Source organism: Pseudomonas sp. KBS0710, assembly GCF_005938045.2.
Taxonomy (GTDB): domain Bacteria; phylum Pseudomonadota; class Gammaproteobacteria; order Pseudomonadales; family Pseudomonadaceae; genus Aquipseudomonas.
The window spans coordinates 2097649-2117292 of record NZ_VCCF02000001.1 but is presented as its reverse complement, the minus strand read 5'-3'; the positions used below and the strand labels follow the sequence as shown (position 1 = coordinate 2117292).

The window sequence follows — 19644 nt, the reverse complement described above, 5'->3', positions numbered from 1 at the left end:
CGCATGTCCAGAAACGGTCCTTTGGCCCTCGGTTTTCATGGTTTGGTGGTGCTGTTCATGATGGCGCCGCTGGTGGTGGTGTGCCTCGTGGCCTTCACTCCGGAAAACACCTTGAGCCTGCCCACTTCGGGCTTTTCTCTGCGCTGGTTTCGCGCAGTGTTCGAGCGTGCCGACTTTATCCAGGCGTTCTACAACAGCCTGATCCTGGCGTTTACCGCTGCCACCCTGGCGACCCTGATCGCAGTGCCCGCCGCCTTGGCGATCAGCCGTTATCAGTTCCCGGGGCGCAACTTTTTCAGCGCGTTGTTCCTCTCGCCCATCATCATCCCGCACCTGGTGCTGGGCGTGGCGATGCTGCGTCTGTTTGCGCTGATGGGCGTCAACGGCAGCTTCACCTGGCTGATGCTGGCGCACGTGGTGATCATCACGCCGTATGTGCTGCGCCTGGTGTTGGCAGCGGCCATCGGTATTGATCGCAGTGCCGAGCAAGCCGCCGAATCCCTCGGTGCCGGGCGTTTCACCCTGTTCCGTCAAATCACCTTGCCGATGATTCTGCCGGGTGTGGCCGGCGGCTGGTTGCTGGCGTTCATCAACAGTTTCGATGAAGTGACACTGTCTATTTTTGTCAGCTCGCCAGCCACGCAAACCCTGCCGGTGCGCATGTACGTGTACGCCACCGAGTCCATCGACCCGATGATGGCGGCGCTGTCGGCGCTGGTCATTGCACTCACTGCAGCCACCATGATCCTGCTCGACCGGGTGTATGGCCTGGACCGCGTACTGGTGGGGAAACATTGATGGCCTTGTTCAAACGCCTGGCCGAAACCCGCCGCCCCACCCTGGCCTTCACTCTCGACGGGCAACCCGCCAGCGGCTTGCTGGGCGACACGTTGCTCACCGCCATATTGACCGGCGCCGAGCACCTGCGCGGCAGCGATTTCAGCGCCGAACGCCGCGCCGGTTTCTGCCTGATGGGCGCGTGCCAGGACTGCTGGGTGCGGCTTGAGGATGGCCGCCGTGTGCGTGCCTGCTCGACGCTGCTGCAAGAGGGCCAGGCGATCAGCCGCGATCCGGGGCGTCAGGTATGAAACCCATCGTGATTGTGGGCGCAGGCCCGGCAGGCATTAGCGCGGCGCGCACCTTGCTCAACCATGGCGTCAAGCCTTGCCTGGTGGATGAAAGCCTACGCGGCGGCGGGCAGATTTATCGCCGCCAACCGGCTAATTTTCAGCGCTCGGCCAAGCAGCTGTATGGCTTTGAGGCGGGCAAGGCGACGGCGGTACACCGCACACTGGATGAGTTGGCGCCGCTGATCGACTACCGGCCCGAAACCCTGGTGTGGAACGCCGAGGACGGTCGCCTGGATATGTTGAGTAACGGCCACGCCGACAGCGTGGAGTACGCGCAGATTATCGTCGCCACCGGCGCCACCGACCGCATTCTGCCAGTGCCGGGCTGGACCTTGCCCGGTGTCTATAGCCTTGGCGCTGCGCAAATCGCGTTGAAATATCAGGGTTGTGCCATTGGTGAGCGCGTGGCGTTGTGTGGCAGCGGGCCGTTGCTGTATCTGGTCGCCTATCAATACGCCAAGGCCGGGGCCAAGGTGGTGGCGGTGCTCGACAGCGCGCCGTTCAATGCCCAGTGCCGTGCTTTGCCGGCGCTGCTGGGGCAACCGGTAACCTTGGCCAAAGGCATTTATTACCGTGCCTGGCTCACCGCCCATGGGGTTCCTGTGCATCAGGGCGCGACGCTCCAGCAGATCGACGGCGAGCAACGGGTGCGTGGCATCCGCTGGGGCAAGCACGTATTGGAATGCGATGCCGTGGCGTTCGCCCATGCGCTGCGCAGCGAGACGCAACTGGCGGATTTGCTCGGCTGTGAATTTGCCTGGAACCCTCTGAACCGCGCATGGCTGCCACAGCGCGACAATGCCGGGCGTAGCAGCGTAAGCAGCGTGTACCTGGCCGGCGATGGTGCCGGGATCATGGGCGCCGATGCCGCGCAGATGGCCGGTGAACGTGCAGCGTTGGCGGTACTGGAAGATTCAGGCATCGCCATTGATCCGCTTCGCGCTGCGGTGCTTGAGCAGCAACTGGCGGGCATCCTGCGCTTTCGCCATGGCCTGGAAACCGCATTCCCGTTCCCTGAGCAATGGGCCGCACAGGCGCCGGATGAGTTAATCCTGTGCCGCTGCGAAGAAGTCAGCGTTGGCGACGTGCGCGCCGTCGTCGATGAAGGCCACTGGGAAATCAACCGGGTCAAAGCCCATTGCCGCGTCGGCATGGGCCGCTGCCAGGGCCGCATGTGCGGGCTGGCGGCAGCAGAGATTGTGGCCGAGCGCAGTGGTCGCGCGATTGAAAATGTCGGCCGTTTGCGTGGCCAGGCACCGATCAAACCGCTGCCGTTTGGCGTGCAGGTGCGGCCATGATCGACGTAATCGTGTTGGGCGGCGGCATCGTCGGCGCCTCGGCAGCCTTGATGCTCGCGCAGAAAGGCCAGCATGTGGCCTTGGTGGAGCGGGACTTTTGTGGCTCGCACTCCAGCGGCGTGAATTACGGCGGTGTGCGCCGCCAAGGCCGCCCCTTGCATCAACTGCCCCTCTCACAACGCGCCCATGAGCTGTGGGCCGACTTGCCGGGGTTGATCGGCATCGACGGCGAGTACGTGCGCTCCGGGCATTTGAAACTGGCGCGCAGCCATGCGGATTTCGCCGCGCTGCAAGCCTATGCCGAACAGACCCGTGGTTTTGGCCTGGGCTTGCAGCTACTGGACTACACCGAGCTGCGCGCGCGCTTCCCGTGGGTGGGCGACATCGCGGTGGGCGCCTCGCTGTGCCCGGAGGACGGGCATGCCAACCCGCGTCTGGTGTCGCCCGCCTTCGCCCGTGCGGCGCAGCGCTTTGGCGCGGCGGTGCACGAGCAGGCCGAAGTGACTCAGATCGAACATGACGGCCAGTGCTTCCAGGTGCGCTGCGCCAATGGCCTGCACCTGCAAGCGCCGTGGTTGCTGAACTGCGCCGGCGCCTGGGCCGGCACGCTCGCCGCGCAATTCGGCGAGCCGGTGCCAATCACCGCGGCGCACCCGGCGATGCTGGTGACCGAGCCGTTGCCGGTAGTGATGAACGTGAGCACCGGCGTTGAAGGCGGCGGGATTTATGCGCGCCAAGTCGCCCGTGGCAACTGCATCCTCGGCGGCGGCCGTGGTTTTGCCCTTGGCCCGCTGACGGCGCGCCCCGGGCAAGCGGCGGTATTGGAGATTCTGCGCAATGCCGGCGAGCTGTACCCGTTTCTCAAGGGAGCCCAGGCGATTCGTACCTGGAGCGGCACCGAAGGTTACTTACCCGATCATGAACCGGTGATCGGCCCCAGCAGCACCCAACCTGGCCTGCTCCACGGTTTCGGCTTTGCCGGCGCCGGGTTCCAGCTCGGCCCCGCCGTCGGTGAAGCCCTGGCAGAGCTCGTCTGCACAGGCGCCAGCCGCCAACCCATCGAAGCGTTTTCCATTCGTCGTTTCCAAGCCTGAGAGGAAAAACATCCATGAACCCACGTATCGCGCTGTCCTGCTTGCCCCTCGTCTTGCTCACCGCCACCGCCCATGCCGCACCGACGCTGTACCTTGGCATGAACGGCGGCACCATGGAACGGGTGTACGCCGACAAGGTGCTGCCCGCGTTCGAGAAGGCCAATAACGTCAAGGTGGTGATCGTGCCCGGCACCTCGTCGGACATACTCGCCAAGGTCCAGGCCAATAAAGACAACCCACAGATGCACGTGATGTTCCTCGACGACGGCATCATGTACCGCGCCATTTCCATGGGCCTGTGCGACAAACTCACACCCAACCCGACCCTGGACCAGATCCCGGCCAAGGCGAAGATCAAGGACGAAGCCGTCGCCGTGACCCTGGGCGTCACGGGCCTGGGCTACAACGCCAAAATGTTCAAGGAAAAAGGCTGGGCCGCGCCCACCTCATGGATGGACCTGGCCGATCCGCGATTCAAAGACAAAGTGGTGTTCCAGTCGCTGGCCTCCTCCACCTTCGGCCTGCACGGCTTCTTGATGTTCAACCGCATCCAGGGCGGCTCCGAAACCAACGTGGAGCCGGGCTTCAAGGCCTGGCCGAAAACCATCGGCCCTAACGTGCTGGAATACATCGCCAGCTCCGCGAAGATCTCCGAGATGGTGCAGACCGACGAAGCGGCGATCTTCCCACTCACCCCAACCCAGGTCACTACGCAAAAATTGCTTGGCATCCCGATGGAATACGCACAGCCCAAAGAGGGTGCGGTAGTGCTCAATGTGGCCGAATGCGTGATTGCGCGTAACGACCAGCCGGAACTGGCGCAGAAACTTGCGGCCTACCTGCTGACCGCCGAGGCCCAGGCACCCGCGCTGGAAGAAGGTGACCAGATACCCTCGAACCCGACCACGCCGACCACCGACAAAACCCGCGCGCGGGTGGAGGCGATGCAGGGGTACTTGCAAACAGCGATTTCGATTGATTGGGACCAGGTGAATCAGGCGCGGCCGGAGTGGAATGCGCGGTGGAGTCGCTCGATCGAGCGCTAGCGGGTAGGCGTGGCATGCTCCCGCGTGACGGCGCGGGAGCTACTGGCAGTGAATGTTTGCCAATTTCAGTCGCATGTCGTGATAGCGGTAAGTGTTTAACAGAAGTATTCCCAGCAGTGGCAACGCAACCCCCAACAGGTAAGCCAGCGCGTGGGGCCGGTATTGAATGGTCGGAGTCACCACTATCAAGCACAGGGCAAAATAGCCCGTCTGCCATCCAGTGGAAGCAACGCGCCCGCGTGCCAGCATCCAATGGCCAAGGCCAGAAAAAATCATCAAGCCCAGCAACAGAGCAACGCTACATCCGGTTTGCATCGCCGGGCCAAGGCGGCGCAAATAGGTGGTGCTTGCCAGGAAGGTGGCGGCTGCGCCTGAAAGCAGGCTCACACCGACCATAAGCATAAATTCAGGCAGGCACCGGGCAAAACGGTTTGCAGTTGACTCCCTCACGCTACAGTGCTCCCCGGCCCGTCAAGGCCGCTCGTGCAAAAGCGTGAGAGTAATCAGTAACTCCCAATGAGTGATGTCGGACGCGTCTCGTTTTTTTGCGCGCAACGTTACCGGCCTAGCCGCGAATCATCGGCTCCCACAGGAAAGCAGATCTTGGCTGATACCTATGTGCCTTAACGCGCCGCCATCGCAGCGAGTTCTTCGCGGCTACGGCTGATCGCTGCACCGGCATTCAGCAAGTCCGTTACCGCCGCCGCACCCCCCTCCTCGCTGATGCCTCGGCACGCCGGCAGGTGCAGAATCACTTCCAGGCCAGCCCTGAGCAATTGCATGGCGGTGGTCTTGACGCAGAAGTCCAGGGCCAGGCCGCCCACGATCACGCGGCGCACGCCTTGGGCCTTGAGGTACTCGATAACCCCGGTGGACAGCTTGTCGTGCAGGTCGTGGTAACAGGCGCCATAGGGATGCAGGTCGGGTTCGACGCCCTTCCAGATGAAGTAGTCGTAGTCATACGGGGTGGGTAATTCGTCGAGCAAGGTGAAGCCTTCAGTGCCCGGCACACAATGGCTGAGCCAGGTAAGGTCGGCATGCTCAAGGCCGGTGGGTTTCAGCATGTCGCCGGGTTGCGTGACCACCCACGGGGCGTGCGGGGTATGCGCGTCTTTGCTGCCGATACGGTAAGCGGCAAGACTGGCCATATAGTTGAGTTCGGCACCGATCTGGTCACCGCCAGCCACCGGCAGTTCATTGGGGCACAACGGCGTGAAACTCTTTTGAGGGTCGACGTCGAATGAGGCTAAGGTGGTTTTCGGAAGGGGCATGGCGGCACTCCTGTGTGGTGCAGGTAAAAGTAGACATGAGGGACTGCTACCTCCACAAACACTTTGTTTACTTTTTTGAGCACAGCATTGCTGACTGACCTCGCATTCAAGCCTTATGGAGATCCAATGTGGGAGCGGGCTTGCTCGCGAATGCGGTGTATCAGTTGCTGAATGCATTGACTGACACACCGCTTTCGCGAGCAAGCCCGCTCCCACATTTTTGATTGATGTACGGATCTAGTTCATCCAGTTGCCGCCGTCGACGTTGTAGGTCTGGGCCACGATGTAATCGGCATCTTTGGAGGCCAAAAAAATCGCCATGCCGGTCAAATCCTCGGCCGTGCCCATGCGCCCGAACGGCACTTCGGCGCCAACCCGTTGCTTCTTCTCGCCAGGCGCCAGCCCTTCATGCTTGGCAAACAGCGCATCCACGCCATCCCAATGCTCGCCGTCGACCACACCCGGCGCGATGGCATTGACGTTGATGCCTTGCTTGATCAGGTTCAAGCCCGCCGACTGCGTAAGGCTGATCACTGCCGCCTTGGTCGCGCAATACACCGCCACCAGCGGCTCGCCGCGCCGCCCGGCCTGACTGGCCATGTTGATGATCTTGCCGCCGTGGCCCTGGCTGATCATCTGCTTGGCCGCCGCCTGCAAGGTGAACAGCGTGCCGGCGACGTTGATCGAGAACAGCCGCTCAAAGCTGTCACGGCTGATATCGACGATGGGCGCCAAGTCGAACAGCGCGGCGTTGTTGATCAGGATATCGAGCTTGCCGACCTGGGCTACCACGGCGGCAATCGCAGCGTCGATGGAGGCTTGGTCGGTGACGTCCATCGCTACCGCGTAAGCCTGTGGGCCCAGCTCGGCCGCTGTGGCCTGGGCGCGTTGCAGGTTGATATCAGCAATGGCAACCGTTGCGCCCTCGGCAATGTAAGCCTGGGCAAAGGCGCGGCCGATACCGCGCGCCGATCCGGTGATCAGCGCGCTTTTACCTTCGAGTCGGTTCATAAAGAAGTCCTGTTTACTTAGGGTAACCGGCGCGTTTCATTTCGCGCTCGGTGGTGGACTGTGCTTCAAGCAGGGCCTGGTCAACCGTCATGCCGCCGGTGAGCGCCGCCGAGAACAGCTTGCCCACTGACGTACCGATGGCCTGGAATTCCGGGATGGTCACATACTGGATGCCCACATACGGCACTGGCTGGGCCGATGGGTGCGCAGGGTCGGCGTGCTTCATCATCTCCAGCGTCACCTGGGCAAACGGCGCGGCTTTCAGGTAAGCCTCGCTGTAGGTGGACTGGCGGGTGCCCGGCGGTACGTTGGTGATGCCTTCTTTATCAGCGACCAATTGGATGTAGTCCTTGGAAGTTGCCCAACTGATAAAGGCCTTGGCGGCGTCCTTGTGTTTGGACGTGGCGGGGATGGCCAGGGACCAGGCATAGAGCCAGGAGGAGCCTTTGTCGGTGACTTCGGTGGGGGCAGCGGCAAACCCTACACTGTCGGCCACTTTGCTCTGGGTTTTGTCGGTGGTGAACGAGCCGGCGACGCTGGCATCCACCCAGATAGCGCACTTGCCGCTGTTGAACAGCGCCAGGGTTTCGTTGAAGCCGTTGCTGGAGACGCCCGGCGGGCCGTAGTTTTTCAGGGTGTTGACGTAATAGTTGGCAGCGGCTGTCCACTCGGGGCTGGTCAGTTGCGGCTTCCACTGTGGATCGAACCAGCGTGCGCCAAACGCGTTGGCCATGGTGCTCAACAAGGCGATGTTCTCGCCCCAACCGGCTTTGCCACGTAGGCACATACCGTATTGGTCTTTGTCTTTTACCGTCAGTTTGGCCGCGAACTCACCGAGCTGGGTCCAGGTCGGGTGTGCGGGCATGCTCAGGCCGGCTTGTTTAAACAGATCAGTGCGGTAGTAGGTGACAGTGCTTTCGCCATAAAACGGCAGCGCGTACAGGGTGTTGTTGACCGACAAACCCTGGCGCACCGAAGGGAAAATATCCTCGGCATCGTAGTCGGCCGGCAATTCGGTCAGCGGTTCCAGCCAGTGTTTGGCGCCCCACAATGGCGTCTCGTAGGTGCCGATGGTCAGCACATCGAACTGCCCGCCCTGGGTGGCGATATCGGTGGTGAGGCGTTGGCGCAGCACGTTTTCTTCGAGCACCACCCAATTGAGCTTGATGTCCGGATGCTGCTGCTCGAACACCTTGGACAGACGCTGCATGCGGATCATATCGCTGTTATTGACCGTGGCGATGGTCACTGTGTCGGCGGCGTAGCTGGGCATGGCCAGCGCCAGGCCAGTCAGCAGGAACAGCGCGTGTGGAAGCTTGAGCATGGCGGTATCCACCTGTTGTTTTTGTTGTTGAGCACCGATTACAGCAGCTTGACCTGGCCCCCACAAACGAATGGCGAATGCGCGGCTGGTACTTTTTTAACCCATGCGTGAAAGTCAAAAAAGTATCAGTACCGGGCGAAACCGGGGGTAGCGCACTGATTGCCGGTGCGCGTATTTTGGCGTTATCCAACGCATAAGAGGCATCACCATGCCCGTCAGCCGCGCCCAATTGTTCGAACACCGCCCCGCCGAACTCGAAGTGATCCTGCCCGAGCCGGACCACTGCTTTCGCTGGTTCGAACATGACTACCCCTATGACCTGGCACGCTGGAACCATCACCCCGAGTTTGAGATTCACCTGATCCGCCAGGGCAGCGGCAAGTTGGTGGCGGGCGACTATATTGGTGCGTTCAGCGCCGGGCATGTGGCGCTGATCGGCCCGGACCTGCCCCATGACTGGATCGGCGACCTGGCCCCCGGCGAATATTTGAATGGCCGCGACGTGGTGCTGCAATTCGACGGCGCCGCCCTGCTCGCCCTGCGCAAAACCCTGCCGGAACTCGGCGACTTGCAGCCGCTGTTCGAACAGGCACGGCGCGGCCTGGAATTTACTGGCGAGACCGCCGTGCAGGCAGCCGGGTTGATGGAAGCCATCGGCAACGCCCACGGCCTGCAGCGGCTGGTCCTGTTCCTGCAACTGCTCGACACGCTTAAAAATGCACCGCCACCGCAGGTAAAGGCACTGGCCAGCACCTGCTATGCGCCCACCCTGGATGCACGCAGCGCCGAACGCATCAACAAAGCCTTCGATTACCTGATGCGCGAGCTGACCGGCGACTTGCGCCTATCGGTCATCGCCCAGCAACTGCAGATGAGCGAACCGGGCTTCTCACGCTTTTTCAAGCGCAACACCGGCCACGGTTTTATCGACCTGATGCGCAAGTTCCGCGTGCAACGCGCCTGCCGCCTGTTGCTGCAAAGCGACATGTCAGTGGCGGACATCTGCTTTGAAGTGGGCTACGCCAACCTGTCCAACTTCAACCGGCACTTTCGCATCGAAATGAACCAGACGCCCAGCGAGTATCGACGTGAAACCGCGATGCATTTATTCAACCGCATCGAGACATTGACACCCAGCCAATTTTGACCAAAAGGTCGACTAATCCCTGTTTTTTCCATACTGCTCAAACCTTTGAGCAAAGTTGGTACGCCACGTGCAAACGTTTGCGGAACGAACTTGGCCGCCAAGTTCATCACTACCCGCAGAAACGGGTTCAAACCGCGTAAGAATAGGGATTTTCAATGCACCTCACCTCAAGGCGTCCCGCTTGTTTTGGTGTTTCCTTGCTACTGGCCGCCGTTACGGGAGTACTCAGCGCCCCCATTTTGGCGCAGCAAAAACCCGTAGATGACTCAGCACAGGGCGAAACCCTCAGCCCCGAAACCAAAAGCCCCGACGCCACCCCGGCGAAAAAAGGCGTGTATATGTCGGAGTGGTTCAACCAGGACCTGACCCTGATCGGCAGCAAAGACATCAGCTTCGGTCCCAAGCCGCAGGATGATGTGTACCTGGAATACGAGTACTTCGGCCGCAAAGGCCCGTTCGAGCTGTATGGCTATATCGACGTGCCGAAAATCCTCGGCATCGGTAACAGTAATGACAAAGGCGCGTGGGACCATGGCTCGCCGGTGTTCATGGAGCATGAGCCGCGTATCTCCATCGACTACCTGGCCGGCCGCAGTTTGGCCATCGGCCCGTTCAAGGAATGGTACGTAGCCTTTGACTGGATCTACGACCATGGCAGCAACAAGTCCAACCGCGCCAACACCTTGTACAGCGGCCTGGGCACCGACATCGACACCCATTCGCGGGTCAACCTGTCGGCCAACTTCTATGGGCGTTACCAATGGGAAAACTACGGCGCGAGCAATGAATACTCGTGGGACGGCTACCGTGCGCAAATGAAGTACATCGTGCCCATCAGCAGTTTCGATAACGGTGCGTCGCTGACCTATATCGGCTTTACCAACTACGATTTTGGCTCGGACTTGCACAAGGACAACCCGGCGCGCACCGCCAATTCATTGGTGGCGACCAACGTGCTGCTGTATTCGTTCACTCACTTGCGCTTCACCCTGGTCGGCCGTTACTTCCACAACGGCGGCAACTGGGAGGATGGCAGCGAGCTGAATTTTGGCGAGGGCAACTTCCGCGCACGCTCGGATGGCTGGGGCTACTACGCCGGTGTCGGTTACCAATTCTGATCAAGGAGCTATGGATGAAAATGTTTACCCGTCTCTCGATGGCCATCGGCCTGGCCTTTTTGCCCCACGTGGTGCTGGCGGATACTCCGGCGCCGATCAAGCCCAAAGTGATGTTGATCACCATGTTCGCCCCCGAGGCGCAAACCTGGATCGACCGCCTGGAACTCAAGCAGGAAGTCCGCGTGCCAGGCCTGTCCGCCGAATACCCGGTGATCCGCTGCAACACCCAGGACGTGTGCCTGCTGGTGACCGGCATGGGCCAGACCAACGCCGCCGCGTCCACGCTGGCCCTGGCGTTGTCGCCCAAGTTTGACCTGCGCCAGAGCTACTTCCTGATTGCCGGGATCGCCGGCATCAGCCCTAAACACGGAACCATCGGCACCGCGGCCTGGGCGCATTACCTGGTGGAGTTCGGCACCCAATGGGAGCTGGATTCGCGCGATGCACCTAAAGACTGGCCAACCGGTTACATCGGCATCAACACCAAAGGCCCCAACGAAAAACCACCGTTGGACTACAAGACCGAAGTATTCGAGCTCAACCCCAAGCTGCAAGCCAAGGCATTTGCCCTGTCGCAGAAGGTTGAGCTGAGCGAAAGCAAGGAATCCAGTGCCTGGCGTAAACACTACCCCGCCGCGCCGGCCAACCAGCCGCCACAAGTCACGCGCTGCGATACGCTGGCAGGCAATACCTGGTTCTCCGGCACACGCCTGAGCGAACGCGCCGAGGTCTGGACCAAGTTGCTCACCGACAACAAAGGCGAGTACTGCACCACCCAGCAGGAAGACAACTCCACCTATGAAGCCTTGCTGCGCGCCAGTCGTGAAGGGTTGGTGGATATTCAGCGCTTGGCCGTGGTGCGTGCCGGTTCCGACTTTGATCGGCCGTATCCGGGTTACAGCGAAGTGGACAACTTGCTCAAGTATGCGGACCAGGGCGGGTTTGTACCGGCGTTGGAGAACCTGTACCGCACGGGCAATCCGCTGGTACAGGCGATTCTGAAGAACTGGTCGGCGTGGGAAAAAGGCGTCCCAGAAGCCTGACAAAAATCTAAATGTGGGAGCGGGCTTGCTCCCACATTTAGGCCACGGGATGGGCTACATTCAGCGCCTTGTCGACCAGCAGTTGCACGCCTTCCAGCATCCGACAGATACCCAGCGCCACATTGCGTTGCGAACCCTCGATTTCAAACGCCAGGTGGTTGGCGATATCACTGATGGAAGCCAGATCCTGGGAAGCATTGACCAGCAAGGTTTCCGTACCCAAGTCTGCGCGCACGGTGAAGATGCCTTCGCTGGGTTCAGGAATGGGTTTGCCGGGGTTGAGATAGTGGTTGATCGCGCGGTAGGCGACTTCGTGCAGAGTGCTGGTGTCGTAGTCCTGATGGACTGGGGGGTTGGGGGTGTCTTTGATCATGGTGGAACTCCGTCGACAAGTGAAGCTGCCAACGCTCGCGGTCAAGCAAGGGTAAGGTGGCAGCTGTACGCGGGTTGACCGACCGGTTGTCAACGAACCCGGCATACCCAAAGGTATCCCGCGCACAACTGCCGCGACACAATACCTCAGGCATAAAAAAAACGCCTGAGGTTGGTACAGGGCGTAGCGATTCGTTAACAAGTCGGACGGTCAAATCCGGCCGCTGAATTGGCAGCGACGGCAGTGAGGTTAGTCAGCCCGCTTCCGAGCGACAACCTGAAACCTTTGTGGGAAACGTCCGATCAAGAACAGCCCTCAAGCCTAGTGAAGATTAAATGTGGGAGCTGGCTTGCCTGCGATAGCGGTGGATCAGCCAACAAAACTACAGCTGGCAGACCGCCATCGCAGGCAAGCCAGCTCCCACAAGTTTAAGTCACGGGGTGGGCTGCATTCAGCGCCTTGTCGACCAGCAGTTGCACGCCTTCCAGCATCCGACAGATACCCAGCGCGACATTGCGTTGCGAACCCTCGATTTCAAACGCCAAGTGGCTGGCAATGTCGCTGATCGACGCCAGATCCTGGGAAGCATTGACCAGCAAGGTTTCCGTGCCCAGATCGGCGCGCACGGTGAAGATTCCTTCGCTGGGTTCAGGAATGGGTTTGCCGGGGTTGAGGTAGTGGTTGATCGCGCGGTAGGCGACTTCGTGCAGGGTGCTGGTGTCGTAGTCTTGATGGGCTGGGGGGTTGGGGGTGTCTTTGATCATGGTGGAACTCCAAGGGAAATGGAGCTGCCACAATTCGCGGTCAAACGACTTAGGGTGGCAGCTATACGCGGGTTGACCGACCGGTCCCAAGGAACACCGGCATACCCTAAGGTATCCCGCGTACAGCTGCCGCGACACGATACAGCAGGCGTAAAAAAAACGCCTGATTCGATGCGGTACAGATGCACTTGGGAGTCGGACGGTCAAATCCGGCCGCTGAATTGGCAGCGACGGCAGTGAGGTTAGTCAGCCCGCTTCCGAGCGACAACCTGAAACCTTTGTGGGAAACGTCCGATCAAGAACAGCCCTCAAGCCTAGTGAAGATCAAAATGTGGGAGCTGGCTTGCCTGCGATAGCGGTGGATCAGTCAATAACTCTCTGACTGACAGACCGCCATCGCAGGCAAGCCAGCTCCCACACTTTTCTACCGCATCAAGGCAGGAAAATGATCTTGTCCGCACTGCCCTTGTTAACTTCCTCGTAGCACTGCACCCCATCCGCCAACGCCACCTCACGCAAGCCTGTCGGCAACGGCAGCGAACCCTCATCAAAAAACCGCCCGAACTGCTCCAGCATCACCGCGCACTGCTCGCAGTTGTAGAGTAATGAATTGATGCCCACCACCGAACCGCCCTTGCGATACAACGCCAGGGCCGGCAGTTGCACATGCCCATCGACCGGCGCGGCGATGATTGCGATGCGGCCAAAGGGGGCCAAACCGGCGACAGCCGCCGGTAGCCAGAAACCGGTAGTGTCAAAGATCACATCAGCGCCGCCCTTGAACACTGTATTCACCTGCCCGCCCAATGCGTCCGGCTGGCCCAGGGCAATCGCGTCGAAGCCCTGCGCCTGCAACGCCTCGACCTGATCCGCCTTGCGCACCGCCGCCAACACCTGAGCACCGCGAATTTTCGCCAGCGCCAACGCCGCGCTGCCTACAGCACCGTTGGCGCCAATCACCAGCAGCCGCGTGCCTTTGCCGACACCGCTACGCTCCAGCGCATCCCAGGCGGTGGTGTATGGCACGCCGAGGCTGGCGGCTTGAGCAAAGCTCAGATGCGCCGGTTTATGCGCCACGCCTTTCGCCGACACCGTGAGGTATTGCGCGTGGGAGCCGTCGGCAAAAAAACCGAGGTCACGGCCAGTGCCCCACACTGCCTGGCCTACCAACGCCTGCGGGCCTTCGACCACCACACCGGCAAAGTCCCGGCCGGGAATACGCGGCAAGGTGGTGTAGGGAAACCGCCCAAGAACGTTTTTAACGTCGCTGGGGTTCAAACCCGCCGCTTTAACCTGGACCAACACTTCACCGGTGGCCGGCAGCGGCTTGGCGACTTCAACGAGACTGAGGGCGGCGAGGTCGCCGGTGGCGGAAAATTGCAGTGCTTTCATGGCCAATATCCATCGAAGGGTAAAAAGGAATCAGGACAACCAACCGCTGACCAGCTCACGCCCCATGGGCCAGAGCTTCTCGCCGATCAACATACCCATCAAGCCCACGAGGGCAATGGCGGGCGGCGCGGGCGAGCGAAAGTCCAGGGCGCCATAGATCACGCCGACCAACAGGCCGATGGCGAGGGAAATGAGGTAGTTCATAGGGGATAGTTCATAGGGTTTACGCCGGGTGGGTTGATGCGCCCAGTGTAATGAGCCCATTCCCGAAGCATCGGCCAAGTGCTTCAGAATTTCGGCCAAAGCCTCAACCGACGTATTGCGACGGCGCCACACCGAGCTCTCGGCGGAACATGTCGCTGAAGCTGCTCGGCGAATAGCCCAAAGAGCGGGCAATGCCGCTCACCGACTGGCCCTGGATCAGCTCCGCCACCGCCGTGGCCAGCTGCACTTGACGGCGCCACTCGGCAAAGCCCATACCGAGGTGGTTCTGGAACAACCGCGCCAGGGTGCGCACGCTGGCACCCGCCGCCTCGGCATGTTGCTCAAAGGGGATTTCCAGCGAGGGCGACGCCATCACCGCCTGGCAGGCATTGATCAAACGGCGGTCCACCCCCAGTGGCATGGCGATGCGGATCGGCGAGCGGCGCGCGCGTTGCAACTCCAAAAGCGCCAGGCCGACCACGGCGTCGTAATAGGCGGTATCAGCGTTATCGCCTTGATCGACCAGGGTGACGATCAGCTCACGCAGCAGCCCGCCGACTTCAATTACCTGCACCTGGCTGTCCAGCGTCGCCGCCAATGCCGGGCGCAGGTAGATGTTGCGCATCTGCAGGTCGGAGACCACGCGAATCCCGTGCTCCACACCCGGCGGCAACCACACGGCGCGCTGCGGCGGTACTACCAACGCTTCGCGAGGCGTCTCCACCCACATCACCCCGCTCATGGCGTAGAGCAACTGGCCCCAGTCGTGGCTGTGTGGCTCCACATACAACCCACGCGGGTAGGTGCGCGCCAGCGGTTGCACGGGGACGGCATGATCAGTGAGGTCGGGAGGCGCGGCCAGGGCCATGAAGAGCACATCAATCAAGGGTGAGCGGCCATGGTAATGACCGCCACCCGATAAGCCGAGAGGATTTTTAGCCTTTGGCGGACTTGGCGCACTCGCAGCCCGTCGGCGAGGCACACGGCTCGCCATGCGCATGATGCTCCGCACAGCCTTGGCAGCAATAGCCCTTGCCGTCTTTCATCACCGCATTAGTGCCCAGTACGCAATTGCAATGTGGGCAGGCACAGTTTTCGTTAGCCATGTTCAGACTCCTTTTGCATGGTCGTCCAGGTGCAACGGGCGCTGCACCTTAAGCAGTGACTATAGGCAAGGTTTCAAGGTTCACCGCCGTTAATCGGGCAGGCGGCTATTGCTGCGGTACATGAACACCAGCGCCAATGCCAACAGCAGCATCGCCACGACGCGGCTGCCCGACAGCTCGATGGCCGGGTTGCCCAGCCAGCCGAAGTTGTCGATCAACATGCCCATGCCCAACTGCCCGACGATCACCGCCACCGTGGCCACCGCCGTACCCACCACGGGCACTGCGCCGACCATGACCATCATGTACACCACGCCGAACAAGGCGCCGGTCAACTGCCATTTGGGCACGTCCAGCAAGCTCACGGCCTGTGCGGGTTCGAAGAAGAAAATTAACAGCGCCGTGGTGATTGCGCCCACCGCGAAGGTCAGCAAGCTGCTGCGCAACACGCCTACCGTCTGGCCCAGGCGGCCATTGATCGCGGCTTGCACACTCAGCACCGCACCGGCGGCAATCACCAGTACCAATAACAGAATCAGATTCATCGCTTTAACCTCGTGCAATCAGAACAAGTGCCGCCACAATCAACGCCAGGGCAATCCAGCGTTCGCCATTGACCCGCTTGCGCGCGGTGCCGAACCAGCCGAAATGGTCGATCAGCACGCTCTTGCCGACTTGGCCCGAGAGGATCGCGATCATGGTCATGGCAATACCGATATGCGGCGTGGCCAGGGTCAGCACCACCACATACATCGGCCCCAAAAAGCCGCCGATCAACTGCCAGCGCGGCAGGTCGGTGAGTGCCGGGCCTTTTTGCGGGCCGCTGAACAGCAGCAGTAAAAACAGGATTGCCGTGCCTACGCCAAAGATGCTCAAGGTCGCCCACAAATGCCCGACTTGCGCACCCAATGGCCCGAGCAAGCCGGCCTCAACCGACAGGCCCATGCCCGCCAGAATCACCAGCGGCAGCAAGAGCAAGCGCAAAAGGTTTTTTTTCGGCCTGGCCTGCGCCACGCCCTCGATGGAACTTGCCTGCATACATCACCTGCGCGTCAAGAAAGGAAACATGGCGCGCATTATCCGGTGGCCGTGCTGTGCGATAAATGGGAGCATGCGGATAACACCTTTGCGCATTACGCACAGCCTGGAGCCACGATGCAGGGTTTGAATGAATTGAGTTTCAAGGCATTGCGCCTGTTTGTAGCCGTGCTGGACCACGGCAGCTTTTCGGAAGTGGCGCGTCGCGAAGGGCTGGCGCCCTCCTCTATCTCACGGCAAATCCAATTGATGGAACAGGCGCTCGGCCAGCAATTGCTCTACCGCCACACGCGTGCAGTCAGCCCCACCGAAGCCGGGCGGCTGCTGGGGCGCCATGCACGCTTGATGCTGGAACAGTTGGAGGCCGCCGGCCAAGCCCTGCAGGAGCAGGAAAGCGAGCCCAGCGGGCTGGTGCGCATCAACGCGCCGATGGTGTTCGGCCAGCGCCACCTGTCACCGTGGCTAGGCGAGTTGTGCCGCCGCTACCCCAAGTTGCAATTGGATATCCAGCAAACCGACACCTACGTCGACCCGCTGCAAGACGGCACCGACCTGCTGTTTCGCATCGGCGTGCTTAACGACTCCAGCATGCAAGCGCGCATCTTCGCCCCCCAACGTTTTCGCCTTGCCGCCAGCCCCGCCTACCTGGCCCGGCATGGCACGCCGCGCCACCCCGAAGAACTGGCCAACCATCAATGCCTGGCCTACAAAGGCATCACCGGCCAGCAACGCTGGTTCTTCCGTCGCGACCAGGGCGACTGGACGCCCTACAGCGTCAAAGGCCCCATCACCGGCAACCACGCCGACACCCTCACCCACGCGGCGGAGCAAGGCCTGGGGCTGGTGGTGTTTCCGTCCTGGCTGATCGGCGAAGGCTTGCGTGCCGGCACCTTGAAGGCGGTGCTTACGGAGTACGACGTGGCGACCACGCTGGAGCCGCAGCAGATTGCCGCGCTGTGGCCAGGCAGCCGGCGGCTGTCGTTGAAGGTACGCACGGTGATTGACTATTTTGTGGAGTGTTTTGGGACGGTGCCGTATTGGGATCGGTGAGGTTCCTCCCTCTCACTGGAAAAGCATTGGTAGGTAAAAATTCATCGTGGGAAAAGTAGGCTCGTTCTGATTTTTCGGGCCACTATTTCAGACCCGGCACCTGGCAGGCAGACTTTAGCTCAATCTTTTTTTGGAGAGGCGCCATGGATTTCGTTTACCAAAAACAATCGCGTTCTGAACGCGCGGCTAAAGCCGGCCGTCACGCCGTCTTTGATAGCTCAGCTGATTTTGGCTATATTTGGCCAAAATATGGAGATCGCCACATGATTACCGTACCGCTGGGTGAAGCAAAAAATAATCTGTCAAAACTGGTCGATGAGGCTGCCGCAGGTAAAGTGATCACCATCGCCAAGCATGGGCGTGCGATGGCACAGCTCGTCCCCGTAGGAAAGTCCAAAGGCCGCCGGATTGGCGCAATGAAAGGCAAGCTCATCGTCCCCGCAGACTTTGATGCACCTTTACCCGATGACCTGCTGGATGCGTTTGAGGTCACCCCTTTATGAGGGTGTTGCTGGATACCCACATTCTGCTGTGGACACTGAGTGATGACCCCAGACTATCCAATAAAGCCAAAAAATTGATTGAAGACGCTGCTGAAATTTACGTCAGCGCTGCAACCTTCTGGGAAATCGCGATCAAGGTAGGCTTGGGAAAGCTCGAGGTAGATTTGGATGAAATCCGTGAATACTGCCTAGAGAGCGGTTTCACCGAATTGCCAATCACTTCAGAACACGCGATTGCGGTAAAGGATCTTGAGCAACACCATAAAGACCCGTTCGACCGGCTTATTGTTGCGGCAGCCATGAGCGAGCCGATGAAACTGCTGACGGCCGATCCGCAGGTTGCCCAGTACACGTCCTTGGCAATTCTGGTGTAGGTCGAGTTGGAGCGATCACACATTTAAGTCAAAACAACCACTGCCCAATCAACCACGCATTCGCACCACTGATCAGCACAAACAGAAACCACGCCAGTAGCCGCGTGGGCAAGCGGTTAACGAATGGTCCCATCAGTTGCTTGTCGTCAGTCATGCGGATCAGCGGGTACAAGGCGAATGGCAGCTGCAGGCTGAGCACCACCTGGCTCAGAATGAGCAGTTTGCCGATGGCATCGTCGCCCATCAGCCAGACGCCCAGGAACGCCGGGATCAGCGCCAGCCCGCGCGTGATAAGGCGCCGCTGCCAGCACGGGATGCGCAAGTTGAGGTAACCCTCCATGATCACTTGCCCGGCGATGGTACCGGTAAAGGTCGAGCTCTGCCCGGAGGCCAGCAAGGCAATGCCGAACAAGATGCTGGCGAAGGCGCCGCCCACCAAGGGGTCGAGCAGGTGATAGGCATCCTGAATCTCGACCACCTCGGTGTGGCCGGTCTTGTAGAACGCGGCGGCGGCCAGCACCAGAATCGCGGCATTGACCAGCAAAGCCAGGGCCAGGGAGCCGATGGTGTCGATACGCGCCAGCTTGACCGCGTCCTGTTTGCTGGCGAGGTCTTTGCCGATCAGGCGGGTTTGCACAATCGAGGTGTGCAGGTAGAGGTTATGCGGCATCACCGTGGCGCCGAGAATGCCGATAGCCAGGTACAACGGCGCTGCATCGCTGATGGCCGCCAGTGACGGGGTAAAACCGCTGAGCACGTCCGGCCAGTAGGGTTTGATCAACACCAGTTCGATAAAGAAGCACACGCCGATGGTTGCAACGAGCGCCAGCATGATCGCCTCAAGACGTCGGAAGCCGCGGTTTTGCAGGGCCAGGATCAATAGCGTGTCGAAGGCGGTGATGACGATACCGGTGGTCAGCGACACGCCGAGCAACAGGTGAAACGCCAGGGCGCAGCCGAGCACTTCAGCCAGGTCGGTGGCGATGATCGATATTTCGGCCAGCACCCATTGCGTGCGCGCGGAGCGTTTGCTGTAGCGCTCACGGCACAGTTGCGCGAGGTCCTTGCCGGTGGCGATGCCCAGGCGCGAGCATAAGCACTGCACCGCCATGCCGGCCAGGCTGGCCAGCAGCACCACGAACAACAGGCTGTAGCCGTAACGTGAACCGGCTTCGATGGCGGTAGCCCAGTTGCCGGGATCCATGTAGCCGATGGAGATCAACAGGCCAGGCCCGGCAAACATCAGCGCCCGTTTGAAAAACGAAGCCTTGGGGTCAACGATAACGGAGCCGGCCACTTCCGGCGGGCAGAAGGGGGCAGTGGCGATTTTCGGCAGGCTGAATTTCACACGGTATCCC

At 60.6% G+C, this 19644-nt stretch carries 24 protein-coding genes; 11 read left to right on the top strand and 13 right to left on the bottom strand.

The features are described from left to right. Positions 1–3 precede the first annotated feature (3 nt). The 5 genes from FFI16_RS09880 to FFI16_RS09860 are packed head-to-tail and all read left to right on the top strand — an operon-like array spanning position 4 to position 4568. A complete protein-coding gene (locus FFI16_RS09880; RefSeq protein ID WP_138815123.1) occupies positions 4–798 on the top strand; it encodes an ABC transporter permease in 795 nt (264 codons plus the stop codon). Continuing rightward, positions 798–1088 (top strand): (2Fe-2S)-binding protein, encoded by a 291-nt coding sequence (locus FFI16_RS09875; RefSeq protein ID WP_138815122.1) that lies wholly within the window; start codon positions 798–800, stop codon positions 1086–1088. The genes FFI16_RS09880 and FFI16_RS09875 overlap by 1 nt, the downstream gene beginning before the upstream one ends. Further along, on the top strand, positions 1085–2428 hold the full coding sequence (locus FFI16_RS09870) for an NAD(P)/FAD-dependent oxidoreductase (RefSeq protein WP_138815121.1): 1344 nt from the start codon (positions 1085–1087) through the stop codon (positions 2426–2428). Before FFI16_RS09875 ends, FFI16_RS09870 begins: the two co-directional genes overlap by 4 nt. Then, on the top strand, positions 2425–3522 hold the full coding sequence (locus tag FFI16_RS09865; RefSeq protein WP_138815120.1) for an FAD-binding oxidoreductase: 1098 nt from the start codon (positions 2425–2427) through the stop codon (positions 3520–3522). The genes FFI16_RS09870 and FFI16_RS09865 overlap by 4 nt, the downstream gene beginning before the upstream one ends. A 14-nt stretch (positions 3523–3536) precedes the next feature. Beyond that, positions 3537–4568 (top strand): ABC transporter substrate-binding protein, encoded by a 1032-nt coding sequence (locus FFI16_RS09860; protein WP_138815119.1) that lies wholly within the window; start codon positions 3537–3539, stop codon positions 4566–4568. 39 nt (positions 4569–4607) lie between these two features. Here FFI16_RS09860 and FFI16_RS09855 read toward each other — a convergent pair whose 3' ends face one another. From FFI16_RS09855 to FFI16_RS09840, 4 genes are all read right to left on the bottom strand, one after another. Then, entirely contained in the window at positions 4608–5018 is a 411-nt protein-coding gene (locus FFI16_RS09855) for a hypothetical protein (RefSeq protein WP_138815118.1), read from the bottom strand. 173 nt (positions 5019–5191) lie between these two features. Then, complete coding sequence (locus FFI16_RS09850) at positions 5192–5839, bottom strand: nicotinamidase (protein ID WP_138815117.1); 648 nt, start codon at positions 5837–5839, stop codon at positions 5192–5194. Between the two features lie 237 nt (positions 5840–6076). Next, positions 6077–6850 (bottom strand): L-iditol 2-dehydrogenase, encoded by a 774-nt coding sequence (locus FFI16_RS09845; RefSeq protein ID WP_138815116.1) that lies wholly within the window; start codon positions 6848–6850, stop codon positions 6077–6079. A gap of 13 nt (positions 6851–6863) precedes the next feature. Continuing rightward, positions 6864–8123: a sugar ABC transporter substrate-binding protein gene (locus FFI16_RS09840; RefSeq protein WP_371923620.1), complete on the bottom strand. Its 1260-nt coding sequence runs from the start codon at positions 8121–8123 to the stop codon at positions 6864–6866. A 259-nt stretch (positions 8124–8382) separates the two neighbouring features. Between FFI16_RS09840 and FFI16_RS09835 the strand changes: the two genes are divergently transcribed. From FFI16_RS09835 to FFI16_RS09825, 3 genes are all read left to right on the top strand, one after another. After that, positions 8383–9321 (top strand): AraC family transcriptional regulator, encoded by a 939-nt coding sequence (locus tag FFI16_RS09835; protein ID WP_138815114.1) that lies wholly within the window; start codon positions 8383–8385, stop codon positions 9319–9321. A gap of 155 nt (positions 9322–9476) precedes the next feature. Further along, the gene (locus FFI16_RS09830; protein ID WP_138815113.1) at positions 9477–10439 is read left to right on the top strand and encodes a nucleoside-specific channel-forming protein Tsx; all 963 of its coding nucleotides are present in this window, start codon (positions 9477–9479) and stop codon (positions 10437–10439) included. A gap of 14 nt (positions 10440–10453) precedes the next feature. Continuing rightward, positions 10454–11482: a purine nucleoside permease gene (locus FFI16_RS09825; protein ID WP_138815112.1), complete on the top strand. Its 1029-nt coding sequence runs from the start codon at positions 10454–10456 to the stop codon at positions 11480–11482. Between the two features lie 37 nt (positions 11483–11519). Here FFI16_RS09825 and FFI16_RS09820 read toward each other — a convergent pair whose 3' ends face one another. From FFI16_RS09820 to FFI16_RS09780, 8 genes are all read right to left on the bottom strand, one after another. Then, positions 11520–11855, bottom strand: a complete 336-nt coding sequence (locus FFI16_RS09820) for a DUF6124 family protein (RefSeq protein ID WP_099488788.1) — start codon at positions 11853–11855, stop codon at positions 11520–11522. A 428-nt stretch (positions 11856–12283) separates the two neighbouring features. Then, a complete protein-coding gene (locus tag FFI16_RS09810; protein ID WP_138815399.1) occupies positions 12284–12619 on the bottom strand; it encodes a DUF6124 family protein in 336 nt (111 codons plus the stop codon). A gap of 432 nt (positions 12620–13051) precedes the next feature. Further along, complete coding sequence (locus FFI16_RS09805; protein ID WP_138815110.1) at positions 13052–14011, bottom strand: zinc-binding alcohol dehydrogenase family protein; 960 nt, start codon at positions 14009–14011, stop codon at positions 13052–13054. Positions 14012–14041: 30 nt separating this feature from the next. Continuing rightward, complete coding sequence (locus FFI16_RS09800) at positions 14042–14215, bottom strand: DUF1427 family protein (protein WP_138815109.1); 174 nt, start codon at positions 14213–14215, stop codon at positions 14042–14044. A 103-nt stretch (positions 14216–14318) separates the two neighbouring features. Beyond that, the gene (locus tag FFI16_RS09795; protein ID WP_138815398.1) at positions 14319–15083 is read right to left on the bottom strand and encodes a helix-turn-helix transcriptional regulator; all 765 of its coding nucleotides are present in this window, start codon (positions 15081–15083) and stop codon (positions 14319–14321) included. A 67-nt stretch (positions 15084–15150) separates the two neighbouring features. Continuing rightward, complete coding sequence (locus tag FFI16_RS09790) at positions 15151–15321, bottom strand: metallothionein (protein WP_138815108.1); 171 nt, start codon at positions 15319–15321, stop codon at positions 15151–15153. 89 nt (positions 15322–15410) lie between these two features. Continuing rightward, the gene (locus FFI16_RS09785; RefSeq protein ID WP_138815107.1) at positions 15411–15866 is read right to left on the bottom strand and encodes a DMT family transporter; all 456 of its coding nucleotides are present in this window, start codon (positions 15864–15866) and stop codon (positions 15411–15413) included. A gap of 4 nt (positions 15867–15870) precedes the next feature. Next, a complete protein-coding gene (locus tag FFI16_RS09780) occupies positions 15871–16359 on the bottom strand; it encodes a DMT family transporter (RefSeq protein ID WP_065932109.1) in 489 nt (162 codons plus the stop codon). Between the two features lie 117 nt (positions 16360–16476). Between FFI16_RS09780 and FFI16_RS09775 the strand changes: the two genes are divergently transcribed. The 3 genes from FFI16_RS09775 (at position 16477) to FFI16_RS09765 (ending at position 18286) form a co-directional block, all read left to right on the top strand. Then, on the top strand, positions 16477–17409 hold the full coding sequence (locus tag FFI16_RS09775) for a LysR family transcriptional regulator (protein ID WP_138815106.1): 933 nt from the start codon (positions 16477–16479) through the stop codon (positions 17407–17409). Between the two features lie 143 nt (positions 17410–17552). Then, positions 17553–17912: a type II toxin-antitoxin system Phd/YefM family antitoxin gene (locus FFI16_RS09770; protein ID WP_256666242.1), complete on the top strand. Its 360-nt coding sequence runs from the start codon at positions 17553–17555 to the stop codon at positions 17910–17912. Beyond that, a complete protein-coding gene (locus FFI16_RS09765) occupies positions 17909–18286 on the top strand; it encodes a type II toxin-antitoxin system VapC family toxin (RefSeq protein ID WP_138815105.1) in 378 nt (125 codons plus the stop codon). Before FFI16_RS09770 ends, FFI16_RS09765 begins: the two co-directional genes overlap by 4 nt. Before the next feature lie 28 nt (positions 18287–18314). Here FFI16_RS09765 and FFI16_RS09760 read toward each other — a convergent pair whose 3' ends face one another. After that, positions 18315–19634 carry an Nramp family divalent metal transporter gene (locus FFI16_RS09760; protein WP_138815104.1) on the bottom strand — a complete coding sequence of 440 codons (1320 nt, stop codon included), beginning with the start codon at positions 19632–19634 and terminating at the stop codon, positions 18315–18317. Positions 19635–19644 lie beyond the last annotated feature (10 nt).

What these genes read in the sequence shown, in the direction of transcription:
- FFI16_RS09880 (WP_138815123.1), top strand. Translation starts at nt 4, where the DNA reads ATGTCCAGAAACGGTCCTTTGGCCCTCGGTTTTCATGGTTTGGTGGTG.
- FFI16_RS09875 (WP_138815122.1), top strand. Translation starts at nt 798, where the DNA reads ATGGCCTTGTTCAAACGCCTGGCCGAAACCCGCCGCCCCACCCTGGCC.
- FFI16_RS09870 (WP_138815121.1), top strand. Translation starts at nt 1,085, where the DNA reads ATGAAACCCATCGTGATTGTGGGCGCAGGCCCGGCAGGCATTAGCGCG.
- FFI16_RS09865 (WP_138815120.1), top strand. Translation starts at nt 2,425, where the DNA reads ATGATCGACGTAATCGTGTTGGGCGGCGGCATCGTCGGCGCCTCGGCA.
- FFI16_RS09860 (WP_138815119.1), top strand. Translation starts at nt 3,537, where the DNA reads ATGAACCCACGTATCGCGCTGTCCTGCTTGCCCCTCGTCTTGCTCACC.
- FFI16_RS09850 (WP_138815117.1), bottom strand. Translation starts at nt 5,839, where the DNA reads ATGCCCCTTCCGAAAACCACCTTAGCCTCATTCGACGTCGACCCTCAA.
- FFI16_RS09845 (WP_138815116.1), bottom strand. Translation starts at nt 6,850, where the DNA reads ATGAACCGACTCGAAGGTAAAAGCGCGCTGATCACCGGATCGGCGCGC.
- FFI16_RS09840 (WP_371923620.1), bottom strand. Translation starts at nt 8,123, where the DNA reads ATGCCCAGCTACGCCGCCGACACAGTGACCATCGCCACGGTCAATAAC.
- FFI16_RS09835 (WP_138815114.1), top strand. Translation starts at nt 8,383, where the DNA reads ATGCCCGTCAGCCGCGCCCAATTGTTCGAACACCGCCCCGCCGAACTC.
- FFI16_RS09830 (WP_138815113.1), top strand. Translation starts at nt 9,477, where the DNA reads ATGCACCTCACCTCAAGGCGTCCCGCTTGTTTTGGTGTTTCCTTGCTA.
- FFI16_RS09825 (WP_138815112.1), top strand. Translation starts at nt 10,454, where the DNA reads ATGAAAATGTTTACCCGTCTCTCGATGGCCATCGGCCTGGCCTTTTTG.
- FFI16_RS09820 (WP_099488788.1), bottom strand. Translation starts at nt 11,855, where the DNA reads ATGATCAAAGACACCCCCAACCCCCCAGTCCATCAGGACTACGACACC.
- FFI16_RS09810 (WP_138815399.1), bottom strand. Translation starts at nt 12,619, where the DNA reads ATGATCAAAGACACCCCCAACCCCCCAGCCCATCAAGACTACGACACC.
- FFI16_RS09805 (WP_138815110.1), bottom strand. Translation starts at nt 14,011, where the DNA reads ATGAAAGCACTGCAATTTTCCGCCACCGGCGACCTCGCCGCCCTCAGT.
- FFI16_RS09800 (WP_138815109.1), bottom strand. Translation starts at nt 14,215, where the DNA reads ATGAACTACCTCATTTCCCTCGCCATCGGCCTGTTGGTCGGCGTGATC.
- FFI16_RS09795 (WP_138815398.1), bottom strand. Translation starts at nt 15,083, where the DNA reads ATGGCCCTGGCCGCGCCTCCCGACCTCACTGATCATGCCGTCCCCGTG.
- FFI16_RS09790 (WP_138815108.1), bottom strand. Translation starts at nt 15,321, where the DNA reads ATGGCTAACGAAAACTGTGCCTGCCCACATTGCAATTGCGTACTGGGC.
- FFI16_RS09785 (WP_138815107.1), bottom strand. Translation starts at nt 15,866, where the DNA reads ATGAATCTGATTCTGTTATTGGTACTGGTGATTGCCGCCGGTGCGGTG.
- FFI16_RS09780 (WP_065932109.1), bottom strand. Translation starts at nt 16,359, where the DNA reads ATGCAGGCAAGTTCCATCGAGGGCGTGGCGCAGGCCAGGCCGAAAAAA.
- FFI16_RS09775 (WP_138815106.1), top strand. Translation starts at nt 16,477, where the DNA reads ATGCAGGGTTTGAATGAATTGAGTTTCAAGGCATTGCGCCTGTTTGTA.
- FFI16_RS09770 (WP_256666242.1), top strand. Translation starts at nt 17,553, where the DNA reads ATGGATTTCGTTTACCAAAAACAATCGCGTTCTGAACGCGCGGCTAAA.
- FFI16_RS09765 (WP_138815105.1), top strand. Translation starts at nt 17,909, where the DNA reads ATGAGGGTGTTGCTGGATACCCACATTCTGCTGTGGACACTGAGTGAT.